The organism is Pseudomonas sp. RW407 (genome assembly GCF_003176655.1).
Classification (GTDB): Bacteria; Pseudomonadota; Gammaproteobacteria; order Pseudomonadales; family Pseudomonadaceae; genus Pseudomonas; species Pseudomonas delhiensis.
Map to the genome: position 1 here is coordinate 688,981 of NZ_QGSL01000091.1, position 11,559 is coordinate 700,539.

The 11,559-nt window shown below is 67.8% G+C and carries 11 protein-coding genes; 3 read left to right on the forward strand and 8 right to left on the reverse strand.

Annotation, left to right across the window (positions count from 1 at the left end; genetic code table 11):
- From DK254_RS15475 to DK254_RS15495, 5 genes are all read right to left on the reverse strand, one after another.
- On the reverse strand, positions 1–727 hold a 727-nt coding region (locus DK254_RS15475), incomplete at its 3' end, for an SGNH/GDSL hydrolase family protein (protein WP_109934682.1).
- The gene (purT, locus tag DK254_RS15480; protein ID WP_109934460.1) at positions 724–1,905 is read right to left on the reverse strand and encodes a formate-dependent phosphoribosylglycinamide formyltransferase; all 1,182 of its coding nucleotides are present in this window, start codon (positions 1,903–1,905) and stop codon (positions 724–726) included. The genes DK254_RS15475 and purT, both read right to left, overlap by 4 nt.
- A gap of 37 nt (positions 1,906–1,942) precedes the next feature.
- Positions 1,943–2,131: a DUF1289 domain-containing protein gene (locus DK254_RS15485; protein ID WP_089391428.1), complete on the reverse strand. Its 189-nt coding sequence runs from the start codon at positions 2,129–2,131 to the stop codon at positions 1,943–1,945.
- Positions 2,128–2,652, reverse strand: a complete 525-nt coding sequence (locus tag DK254_RS15490; RefSeq protein WP_109934461.1) for a gamma carbonic anhydrase family protein — start codon at positions 2,650–2,652, stop codon at positions 2,128–2,130. Before DK254_RS15490 ends, DK254_RS15485 begins: the two co-directional genes overlap by 4 nt.
- Before the next feature lie 39 nt (positions 2,653–2,691).
- Positions 2,692–3,288, reverse strand: coding sequence for a CoA pyrophosphatase (locus tag DK254_RS15495; RefSeq protein ID WP_109934462.1), 597 nt, complete (start codon positions 3,286–3,288; stop codon positions 2,692–2,694).
- Between the two features lie 137 nt (positions 3,289–3,425).
- Between DK254_RS15495 and DK254_RS15500 the strand changes: the two genes are divergently transcribed.
- On the forward strand, positions 3,426–3,980 hold the full coding sequence (locus DK254_RS15500) for an NUDIX hydrolase (protein WP_109934463.1): 555 nt from the start codon (positions 3,426–3,428) through the stop codon (positions 3,978–3,980).
- 59 nt (positions 3,981–4,039) lie between these two features.
- The gene (locus DK254_RS15505) at positions 4,040–4,540 is read left to right on the forward strand and encodes a murein L,D-transpeptidase family protein (protein WP_109934464.1); all 501 of its coding nucleotides are present in this window, start codon (positions 4,040–4,042) and stop codon (positions 4,538–4,540) included.
- 49 nt (positions 4,541–4,589) lie between these two features.
- Here the strand turns inward: DK254_RS15505 and DK254_RS15510 are convergent, their stop codons facing one another.
- The 3 genes from DK254_RS15510 to purL form a co-directional block, all read right to left on the reverse strand.
- The gene (locus DK254_RS15510; protein WP_109934465.1) at positions 4,590–4,907 is read right to left on the reverse strand and encodes a YqfO family protein; all 318 of its coding nucleotides are present in this window, start codon (positions 4,905–4,907) and stop codon (positions 4,590–4,592) included.
- 190 nt (positions 4,908–5,097) lie between these two features.
- A complete protein-coding gene (locus DK254_RS34790) occupies positions 5,098–5,358 on the reverse strand; it encodes a CDGSH iron-sulfur domain-containing protein (protein WP_256595871.1) in 261 nt (86 codons plus the stop codon).
- 316 nt (positions 5,359–5,674) lie between these two features.
- Positions 5,675–9,571, reverse strand: coding sequence for a phosphoribosylformylglycinamidine synthase (purL, locus tag DK254_RS15520; RefSeq protein WP_109934467.1), 3,897 nt, complete (start codon positions 9,569–9,571; stop codon positions 5,675–5,677).
- A gap of 315 nt (positions 9,572–9,886) precedes the next feature.
- Between purL and mltF the strand changes: the two genes are divergently transcribed.
- Positions 9,887–11,356: a membrane-bound lytic murein transglycosylase MltF gene (mltF, locus tag DK254_RS15525; protein WP_109934468.1), complete on the forward strand. Its 1,470-nt coding sequence runs from the start codon at positions 9,887–9,889 to the stop codon at positions 11,354–11,356.
- The last annotated feature ends 203 nt before the right edge of the window (positions 11,357–11,559 follow it).

Consider the following 11,559-nt stretch of genomic DNA (forward strand, 5'->3'; position numbering starts at 1 on the left):
CGCGGTCCGCGGCCACCAGCCAGTCCGCCAGATGCTCGCCCCACACCTGGTAGCCCAGCGCGGACGGGTGATAGCCATCGATAGCGAGATACTGCGGCTGCATCTCCAACCCCACCGCGCAGTAGCCGGCGCCTTGCGCCTGGGCCAACGCCTGTAGCTGGCGATCCAGCAGGGCCGCGCGCCAGCCCAACAACTGCCGCAGCAGCCAGGGTAATGCGGAAAAATGCCGCAGCGGCGGCACGGCGGTGCACACCACCCGCGCGCCGCCGGCCTGGAAATGCCCGACCAGGCGGGCGATGGATGCCTGCCAGCGCTCGCTGGAACTGAAATGGGTGGTGTCGTTGACGCCGAAGACCAGCGCCACCAGGTCGTAGCGCCCGTCGGCCAGCGGCAGCAGGCGCTCGCAGGCTTCGCTCGCGGTGATGCCGTTCTCCCCCAGCGCCCGCCAGGCCACCGGCCGCTGCAGGCGCGCCGCCAGGGCAATAGCCAGGCGGCCGGCCAGGGCGAAGTCGAGGCAGGAGGCGCCGACGCCGGCGACGGTCGACTCGCCGAGCAACAGCAGCCGCAACGGTTCGCCGGGAAGTTCGGCGCCGGCCAGCCCCTCGCGGGAACCGGCCGCCGGCGCCAGGCGCAGGGCCGTGCGCCGGGTGCGCACGGCCAATGGCAGGGCCAGCGGCATCAGCGGCAGCGCCGCCGCCCACCAGGCCAGCCCCGCCAGGCGGTTCACAGCTCGATGACCACCGCCTCGGCCGAACGGGTGGCCTTGGCCCGCGCTTCCTCGACGGACTCGGCGCGCGCCAGGGCCACACCCATGCGCCGCTGGCCGGAGACTTCCGGCTTGCCGAACAGGCGCAGGGCGCTGTCCGGCTCGGTCAGCGCGGCGCCCAGGTTGCCGAAGCTGACCTGCCGCGACTCGCCTTCCACCAGGATCACCGCCGAGGCCGAGGGCCCGAACTGGCGGATCGCCGGGATCGGCAGGCCAAGGATGGCCCGCGCGTGCAGGGCGAACTCGGAGAGGTCCTGGGAGATCAGGGTGACCAGGCCGGTGTCGTGGGGGCGCGGCGAGACTTCGCTGAACCACACCTGGTCGCCCTTGACGAACAGCTCGACGCCGAACAGGCCGCGGCCGCCCAGGGCCTCGGTGACCGCCTTTGCCACGCGCTCCGACTCGGCCAGGGCCTTCGGGCTCATGGCCTGGGGCTGCCAGGACTCGTGGTAGTCGCCCTTCACCTGGCGGTGGCCGATGGGCGCGCAGAAGGTGGTGCCGCCGACGTGGCGCACGGTGAGCAGGGTGATCTCGTAGTCGAAGTCGATGAAGCCTTCGACGATGACCCGCCCCTTGCCGGCGCGGCCGCCTTCCTGGGCGTAGTCCCAGGCGGCCCTGAGGTCGGCGTCGGACTTGAGCACGCTCTGGCCCTTGCCCGAGGAACTCATGATCGGCTTGACCACGCAGGGGTAGCCCACGGCGGCGGCGCCGGCGGCATATTCCTCGTAGGTGTCGGCGAAGTGGTACGGCGAGGTGGGCAGGCCCAGCTCCTCGGCGGCCAGGCGGCGGATACCCTCGCGGTTCATGGTCAGCTGCGCGGCGCGGGCGCTGGGCACCACGGTGTAGCCTTCGGCCTCCAGCTCGACCAGGGTGGCGGTGGCGATGGCCTCGATTTCCGGGACTATGTAGTGCGGCTTCTCCTGCTCGATCACCGCACGCAGGGCGGCGCCGTCGAGCATGCTCAGCACGTGGCTGCGGTGCGCCACCTGCATGGCCGGGGCGTCGGCGTAGCGGTCGCAGGCGATCACTTCGCAGCCCAGGCGTTGCAGCTCGATCACCACTTCCTTGCCCAGCTCGCCGGAGCCACAGAGCAGTACGCGGGTCGCGGTGGGCGACAGGGGGGTTCCAATACGGGGCATTGCGTGCAACCTCGGGAAGGGGATGTTCTTCGGCGCGCTAGAGCAGCACGCCCTGTTCGCGGGCGCGCTCGTGGCACTGGCGCAGCACCTCGCGGCGCTCGTCGTTGTCCATGCGGCCCCAGCGGGTGATCTCGTCCGCCGTGCGCTGGCAGCCGATGCACAGGTCCTGCTCGTCCAGGGTGCAGACGTAGACGCAGGGCGAGGCCACCGGGCGTTCCTGGCTCATTCTTCCTGCTCGGCCAGGTCGCGGGCATAGCGCTGGGCGTTGTGCACGTAGTGGGCGGCGCTGGCCTCGAGCATCTTCTTCTGCTGCTCGGTCAGCTCGCGCACCACCTTACCGGGCGAGCCCATGACCAGCGAGCCATCGGGAATCACCTTGCCCTCGGGGATCAGCGAATTGGCGCCGATGATGCAGTACTTGCCGATCTTCGCGCCGTTGAGCACCACCGCGTTGATGCCGATCAGGCTGTAGTCGTCCACCGTGCAGCCATGCAGCATGACGTTGTGGCCGATGGTCACGCCCTTGCCGAGGGTGAGCGGGAAGCCCATGTCGGTGTGCATCACGGTGCCGTCCTGGACGTTGCTGTTCTCGCCGATGTGGATCAGCTCGTTGTCGCCCCGCAGCACGGCGTTGAACCAGACGCTGGCGCCGGCGTCCAGGCGCACCTTGCCGATCACCGCGGCGTTCGGCGCGATCCAGCTGTCGGGGTGGGTTTCGACTCGGGCATCGCCCAGGCGGTATTTCATCGGTGGCTCCTCAGGCATCTTGTTGTCGTACCGCGCCGCTCAGCTGAGCTTGATGAATTGCGGCGGCGCTTGGTGCAGGTCGATGTGGTCATCGAACAGCAGGTTGACCAGCTCGACGACCATGATCGCCGACAGGCCCCAGATCTTGTACTCGCCGAAGCGGTAGCTGGGCACGTACCAGCTGCGCCCGAAGTAGTCGATGCGGTGGGTCATTTCCCGCGGGTCGCCGCGGAAGAACTCCAGCGGCACCTTGAACACCGCGGCGATCTCGCCGTCGTTGGGGGTGTACTCGACGAAGTCGGGTACGAAACCGACGAACGGCGTCACCTTGATGCCGTGGCGCGAGACCAGGGTGCTCAGCGGCCCGACCACGTCCACCAGGCTCGGCGGCAGGGCGATCTCCTCCTCGGCCTCGCGCAGGGCGGTGTGGATCAGGTCGACGTCCTCGGGGTCGCGCCGCCCGCCGGGGAAGGCCACCTCGCCGCTGTGGGTGGACAACCCGGTGGCGCGCAGGGTCAGCACCAGCTCCTCGCTCCGGGTGATGGGCAACAGCACCGCGGCTTCGGGGAAGCCGTGTTCGCTGTTCAGGTCCTGTGGGGTGTGCGCCGTGATACGCCGGCGCAGCTCGTCCAGCATGCGGACATCCTGCGTGTAAGGCATTCGCTCAATTATGGAATCATGGCACGAAAGACGGCCTCGCCCCAAGCCCCACCCCCTTGCTGCGCGGGCCTTCCGGCGAGCAAGATGGCAAGATCGATTCCCAAGGAAAGTGCATGAAATTCTGCAGCCAGTGCGGCGCCAGCGTGAGCCTGCGCATCCCCAGCGGCGACAACCGGCCACGCTATGTCTGCGACCAGTGCCAGACGGTGCATTACCAGAACCCGCGCATCGTCGCCGGCTGCCTGCCTGTGTGGGAGGGGCGCATCCTCCTGTGCCGCCGCGCCATCGCCCCGCGCCAGGGCTTCTGGACGCTGCCGGCGGGCTTCATGGAGAACGGCGAGACCCTCGAGCAGGCCGCCGCCCGCGAGACGCTGGAGGAAGCCTGCGCCCGCGTGCGCCAGTTGCAGCTCTACACCCTGTTCGACCTGCCGCACATCAGCCAGGTGTACATGTTCTTCCGCGCCGAGCTGGCCGACCTGGACTTCGCCGCCGGCGAGGAAAGCCTGGAGGTGGGCCTGTTCGAAGAATCGGCGATTCCCTGGTCGGAGCTGGCTTTCCCCACCGTGGGCCGTACCTTAGAATGCTACTTCAGCGACCGGCAGAGGCAGGACTTCCCGGTGCGCAACGAGGCCATAGCACCCATGCTGGGCCACCATAAGAAGACCTGAACACTTTGCAGGGCCGTGCATCGCGGCGCTTTATCGAACATCCGGGGGATCGTCTTTCCATGCGCTGGCTGCTTGCCTTTCTGTGCCTGACCTTTGCCGCCTTCTCGCAGGCCAATGCGACGCCGACCCTGGAAGGCCGCATCGACAAGGTGCTGGTGCTCAAGTCCGAGCACAAGCTGCACCTGCTGAGCAACGGCAAGATCCTCAAGAGCTACCGCATCTCCCTGGGCAAGAGCCCGCGCGGCACCAAGCTGGCCGAGGGCGACAACCGCACGCCGGAAGGCTTCTACTGGATCGACTGGCGCAAGACCAGCGACAAGTTCAACCTGTCCATGCACATCTCCTACCCCAACGCCCGCGACGTGATGCGTGCCCGCGAGAAGAACCTGTCGCCCGGCGGCATGATCATGATCCACGGCACCCCGCAGAGCGACGAATACCCGGAGTGGTACTTCTCCACCCTGGACTGGACCAACGGCTGCATCGCCATGACCAACCCGGACATGCAGGAGGTCTGGAGCCTGGTCAAGGACGGTACGCTGATCGAGATCCGCCCCTGAGCGGGAAACGAAAAGGCGCCCGAGGGCGCCTTTTTCATGTCCGCGGCGGCTAGAACACCATGTCCGACAGCCGCCACACTTCGAAGGCCGGCGTCTCGTAGGGGTGCGCGGCCTTGAGCGCCTTGACCGAGTCGTGGATCAGCTCGTCGGCCACCACCATCTCCACCTTCCACTCGGCCACCTGCTCGACGAGGCCGGCCGCGCCGAGGAAGGGGTTGCTGCCCTGCAGCGGGCGGAACTGGCCCTGGCCGAGGGCCTGCCAGCAGCAACTGTCATAGGCACCGATGCGTCCTGCACCTGCGGCGAACACCGCTTTCTTCACCGTCTCCAGGTGAGTCTCGGGAACATAGAAGCAGAGTTTGTACATCGGACGCTCCGTGGCGGAAAACTGGACCGGGTGGGGAGTCGAGGAGCGAATGCTGCCACAGATAGTGGCATTTTGCCTCCAGTGACTCGACGGTCATGCTCGGCAAATTTCGACAGCGCGATTGCCTTCACGTTCTGGAGGAAAATTCCCAAGATTTGTAAAACGTGATGGAGTGCAGATTCAGTCGAAATCACTTTCCGATAAAGCGCCGCCAGCGCCCAGCCCAACCTTCGGTGGGGGGCGCGTGGCTGCCGTCGCAGTAAGGCAGGTCGGCCGAACGGCCGCAGCGGCAGAGCAGCAGGAACTGCTCGCGCGGCGCGACCCACGCCAGCGCCCGGGCGCAGTCCGCCGGGCAATCCGGCAGTGTCGGCGAACGGCCGCAACGGCACAGGCGCAGGGCCTGGCCGGCCTCCACGTGGCGGACTTCGGGAAGGATCTCCGACTCGGCCAATGCCCCCTCCTCTCCTGGATTCCCGTAGCAGTGATTATCGCGGACGGAGTCCGCTCCTACACCCGCGCTCGACCGTAGGGCGCATAACCGTTCGCGGTTATCCGCCGCCGGCCAATGCACCGAAGCCCGATGAAAAATGGCGGATAACGCTTTAGGCGTTATGCGCCCTACGCCATCCCCACCCACGCCACTCCCCCGTAGGAGCGGACTCCGTCCGCGATGGCCCGCCCCACGCGCCATCGACCCGGGAAAAACGGCGCCACAACGAAAAAGGGGAAGGCCGAAGCCTTCCCCTTTTCCCGTCCCGGGCTCGAACTCAGCCCACCCAGACGCGGGCGTTGCGGAACATGCGCATCCAGCCGCCGTCTTCCTGCCACTCGTCCGGGCGCCAGGAGTTCTGAACGGCGCGGAACACCCGCTCCGGGTGCGGCATCATGATGGTCACGCGGCCGTCGCGGCTGGTCAGGCCGGTGATCCCGCGCGGCGAGCCGTTGGGGTTGGCCGGGTAGGTCTCGGTGACCTTGCCGTGGTTGTCGACGAAGCGCAGCGCCACGCAGCCGGACAGGTCGGACTCCAGCAGCGCCTCCTCGCTCTCGTACTCCGCATGGCCCTCGCCGTGGGCGATGGCGATCGGCAGGCGCGAGCCAGCCATGCCCTGCAGGAAGATCGACTGCGACTCCTGCACCTGGACCATGGCCACGCGCGCCTCGAACTGCTCGGAGCGGTTGCGCACGAAGTGCGGCCAGAACTCGGTGCCGGGGATCAGCTCGTGCAGGTTGGACATCATCTGGCAACCGTTGCACACGCCCAGGGCGAAGCTGTCCTTGCGCTCGAAGAAGGCCTGGAAGCCGTCGCGGGCACGGGCGTTGAACAGGATCGACTTGGCCCAGCCTTCGCCGGCGCCGAGCACGTCGCCGTAGGAGAAACCGCCGCAGGCCACCAGGCCCTTGAAGTCTTCCAGGCTGACGCGGCCGGCGAGGATGTCGCTCATGTGCACGTCCACCGCGGCGAAGCCGGCGCGGTCGAAGGCCGCGGCCATTTCCACCTGGCCGTTGACGCCCTGCTCGCGGAGGATCGCCACCCGCGGACGCACGCCCTTCTTGATGTAGGGCGCGGCGATGTCGTCATTGACGTCGAAGGAAAGCTTGACGGACAGGCCGGGGTTGTCTTCCTCCAGCAGGCCGTCGAACTCCTGGTCGGCGCAGGCGGCGTTGTCGCGCAGGCGCTGGATCTGGTAGCTGGTCTCGCTCCAGATGCGCTGCAGCAGGCGGCGCTCGGCGCGGTAGACGATTTCGCCGTTGAAGCTCAGCTCGACCTCGTCGCCGTTGACCGGCTGGCCGATCACCGCCACGCAGTCGTCCAGGCCGGCGGCGCTGAACTGCGCCAGCACTTCCGGGGTGGCGCCTTCGTGCACCTGGATGATCGCCCCCAGCTCCTCGCTGAACAGCGCGGCACCCAGCTCTTCACGGCTGGCGGCCAGGGCGTCGAGGCGCAGCGACAGGCCGCAGTGGCCAGCGAAGGCCATTTCCACGGCGGCGGCCAGCAGGCCACCGTCGGAACGGTCGTGGTAGGCCAGCAGGTGGCCGTCGGCATTCAGGCCCTGGATCACCGCGAAGAAGGCCTTGAGGTCTTCGGCGTCGTCGACGTCCGGGGCCTGCTGGCCGAGCTTGCCGTAGGTCTGCGCCAGGATCGAGCCGCCCAGGCGGTTCTTGCCGCGGCCGAGGTCGATCAGGATCAGGTCGGTCTCGCCCTTGTCCAGGCGCAGCTGCGGGGTCAGGGTGCGGCGCACGTCGGTCACCGGGGCGAAGCCGGAGATGATCAGCGACATCGGCGCGGTCACGCTCTTCTCCACCTCGCCATCCTGCCAGCGGGTCTTCATGGACATGGAGTCCTTGCCCACCGGGATGGTGATGCCCAGCGCCGGGCACAGTTCCATGCCCACCGCCTTGACGGTGTCGTACAGGCGCGCGTCCTCGCCCGGGTGGCCGGCGGCGGCCATCCAGTTGGCGGACAGCTTGATGTCGGCGATCTTGTCGATGCTCGCGGCGGCCAGGTTGGTGATGGTCTCGCCGATCGCCATGCGCCCCGAGGCCGGGGCGTCGAGCAGCGCCAGCGGGGTGCGCTCGCCCATGGCCATGGCTTCGCCGGTGTAGACGTCGAAGCTGGTGGCGGTGACGGCGCAGTCGGCCACCGGTACCTGCCAGGGGCCGACCAGCTGGTCGCGGGCCACCAGGCCGGTGATGGTGCGGTCGCCGATGGTGATCAGGAAGTTCTTGCTGGCCACGGCCGGGTGGCGCAGCACGCGCTCGGCGGCTTCGGCCAGGTCCAGGCCGGCGGCGGCGAAGTCGTCGCCGACCTCCGCTTCACGGCTGACCGAACGGTGCATGCGCGGCGGCTTGCCGAGCAGCACGTCGAGCGGCATGTCCACCGGCTTGTTGCCGAAGTGGCTGTCGGCGACGGTCAGGTGTTTTTCCTCGGTGGCCTCGCCGACCACGGCGAACGGGCAGCGCTCGCGCTCGCAGATGGCCTTGAAGGTCTCGAAGTCGGCGGCGTCGACCGAGAGCACGTAGCGCTCCTGGGACTCGTTGCACCAGATTTCCAGCGGGCTCATGCCCGGCTCGTCGTTGGGCACCGCGCGCAGTTCGAAGCGGCCGCCGCGGCCGCCGTCGTTGATCAGCTCCGGCAGGGCATTGGAGATGCCGCCGGCACCGACGTCGTGGATGAACTTGATCGGGTTCTGCTCGCCCAGTTGCCAGCAGCGGTCGATGACCTCCTGGCAGCGGCGTTCCATTTCCGGGTTCTCGCGCTGCACCGAGGCGAAGTCCAGGTCGGCGGCACTGGCGCCGGTGGCCATGGACGAGGCGGCGCCGCCGCCCAGGCCGATGAGCATGGCCGGGCCGCCGAGCACGATGAGCTTGGCGCCGACGCTGATCTCGCCCTTCTGCACGTGGTCTTCACGGATGTTGCCGAGGCCGCCGGCGATCATGATCGGCTTGTGGTAGCCGCGCACTTCCTCGCCACGCGGAGTGGCGACGGCCTGCTCGAAGGTACGGAAGTAGCCGGTCAGGTTCGGGCGGCCGAACTCGTTGTTGAAGGCCGCGCCACCCAGCGGGCCTTCGATCATGATGTCCAGCGCGGTGACGATGCGCTCGGGCTTGCCGTAGGGCACTTCCCAGGGCTGCTCGAAACCGGGGATGTTCAGGTTGGAGACGGTGAAGCCGACCAGGCCGGCCTTGGGCTTGGCGCCGCGGCCGGTGGCGCCCTCGTCGCGGATTTCGCCGCCGGAGCCGGTGGAGGCGCCGGGGAACGGGGCGATGGCGGTCGGGTGGTTATGCGTCTCGACCTTCATCAGGATATGCACCGGCTGTTCGCTGGCGGCGTACTGGCGGGTCTGCGGGTCGGGGTAGAAGCGCCCGGCGACCGAGCCGGTCATCACCGCGGCGTTGTCCTTGTACGCGGACAGCACGCCTTCGCGGTGCATCTCGAAGGTGTTCTTGATCATGCCGAACAGGCTCTTGTCCTGGGCCTGGCCGTCGATGTCCCAACTGGCGTTGAAGATCTTGTGGCGGCAGTGCTCGGAGTTGGCCTGGGCGAACATCATCAGCTCGACGTCGTGGGGGTTGCGGCCCAGCTCGACGAAGCTCTTCACCAGGTAGTCGATCTCGTCCTCGGCCAGGGCCAGGCCCAACTGGACGTTGGCCTGCTCCAGCGCGGCGCGGCCACCGCCGAGGATGTCGACCACGGTCAGCGGCTTGGGCTGGGCATGGCTGAACAGGCCGGCGGCCTCTTCCAGATCCTTCAGGACAAGCTGGGTCATGCGGTCGTGCAGGCGCGCTGCGACTTGCGCGACGTCGGCCTCGGAGAGCTCGCCGGCGACGTAGTAGGCGATGCCGCGCTCGATACGCTCGAGCTTCGCCAGGCCGCAGTTATGGGCGATGTCGGTGGCCTTGCTGGACCACGGCGAGATGGTGCCGAAGCGCGGCACCACCAGGCACAGCCGGCCCCTGGGCTCCTGCACCGGCACGCTCGGGCCGTACTTCAGCAGCCGGCCGAGCACCTGTTCCTCATCGGCGGTCAGCACGCCACTGACCTCGGCGAAGTGCGCAAACTCGGCGTACAGCCCGGTGACAGCGGGTACCTGCCGGGTGAGCAGGTCGAGCAGTTTGCCGTGGCGGAAGGCGGAAAGGGCGGGAGCGCCGCGCAGGATCAGCATTGTCGGAACAGCCTCTGGAGACAGGGGAATTCGCAGGGCCGGGAGGGCCGGCCCGCAGAGGCCGTGCATTCTACCGTAAAGCGTGCCCCGGCGGCACCTGCAGCTCGGCCGACGGCGAGGGCTTTCTGCCATTGGGCGGGGGAGCGGCGCCATTCATCTTCGAGCGCTTTCGAGCGAGCTCGCCGCACGCCCGCTCCAGGCGCGCCCCGGGGCCCCTGACCGGCGTCTGGCACGGCGTCTGAAACGAAGCCGCTAGCAGAGATGCCCCGAGCTGTCCAGATATTGGGCTCCGCGACCTTGGCGTATACTGCGCCGATGTTTGCCCTGAACCCGTCACGCGTGCGCTCCGCCGTATGGATCCTGGCGACCTGTATCTTTCTGCTGATCTCCGGCTGTAGCGAGGCGAAAGCCCCGACAGCCCTGGAGCGGGTGCAGAAGGACGGAGTGCTGCGGGTGATAACCCGTAACAGCCCGGCCACCTACTTCCAGGATCGCAACGGCGAGACCGGCTTCGAATACGAACTGGCCAAGCGCTTCGCCGATCACCTGGGGGTGAAGCTGCAGATGGAGACCGCCGACAACCTCGACGACCTCTACAGCAAGCTCGGCCAATCCGGCGGCCCCGACCTGGCCGCCGCCGGCCTCACCCCCGGCGGCGAGCGGGAGACCTCGGTGCGCTTCTCGCACTCCTACCTGGACGTCACCCCCCAGGTGGTCTACCGCAACGGCGACCCGCGCCCCACCCGTCCGGACGACCTGATCGGCAAGCGCATCGTGGTGCTCAAGGGCAGCAGCCACGCCATGCAGTTGGCTGAGCTGAAGAAGCGCTACCCGAAGCTGGAGTACAAGGAATCCGACGCCGACGAGATGGTCGACCTGCTGCGCATGGTGGACGTCGGCGACATCGACCTGACGCTGATCGACTCCAACGAGCTGGCGATGAACCAGGTCTACTTCCCCAACGTGCGCGTCGCCTTCGACCTCGGCGACGCCCGCGGCCTGGCCTGGGCCCTGCCCGGCGGGACGGACGACAGCCTGTACGCCGAGGTCAACAGGTTCCTCGACAAGGTCAAGCAGGACGGCACCCTGCAGCACCTGAAGGACCGCTACTACGGCCATGTCGACGTGCTCGGCTACGTCGGCGCCTACACCTTCGCCCAGCACCTGCAGCAGCGCCTGCCGCGCTACGAGCCGCACTTCAAGCAGATCGCCCAGACGCTGAAGATGGACTGGCGCCTGCTCGCCGCCATCGGCTACCAGGAATCCATGTGGCAGCCCGACGCCACCTCCAAGACCGGGGTGCGCGGCCTGATGATGCTGACCAACCGCACCGCCCAGGCCATGGGCGTGTCCAACCGCCTGGACGCCAAGCAGAGCATCCAGGGCGGCGGCAAGTACTTCGACCAGATCCGCGACGAACTGCCAGACAGCATCAAGGAGCCGGACCGCAGCTGGTTCGCCCTGGCCTCCTACAACATCGGCAGCGCCCACCTGGACGACGCCCGCAAGCTGGCCCAGCAGGAAGGCCTGAACCCGGACAAGTGGCTGGACGTGAAGAAGATGCTGCCGCGCCTGTCGCAGAAGCAGTGGTTCCGCAAGACCCGCTACGGCTACGCACGCGGCGGCGAGACCGTGCACTTCGTGCAGAACGTACGGCGCTACTACGACATCCTCACCTGGGTGACCCAGCCGCAGCTCGAAGGCGGCCAACTGGCCGAAAGCGGCCTGCACCTGCCCGGGGTGAACAAGACCCGGCCCAGCGAAGAGCCTGACGAGAAGCTCTGAGACGAACGCAGCGCAGGGCATCGCGGACGAAAATGGCATGGGTAAGGGTGGCGTAGGAGCAACTGTCTATTGGGTTTGGGTGTGGCGCGCCGCTCCGAGTGCGTTGATGTTTCTTGTTTCGCCCCCTCGGGCGAGTCCCTTTTGTCAAACGCCACAAAAGGAACCAAAAAGGCTTGCCCCGCATACGGGCCCGATGAAGCCGG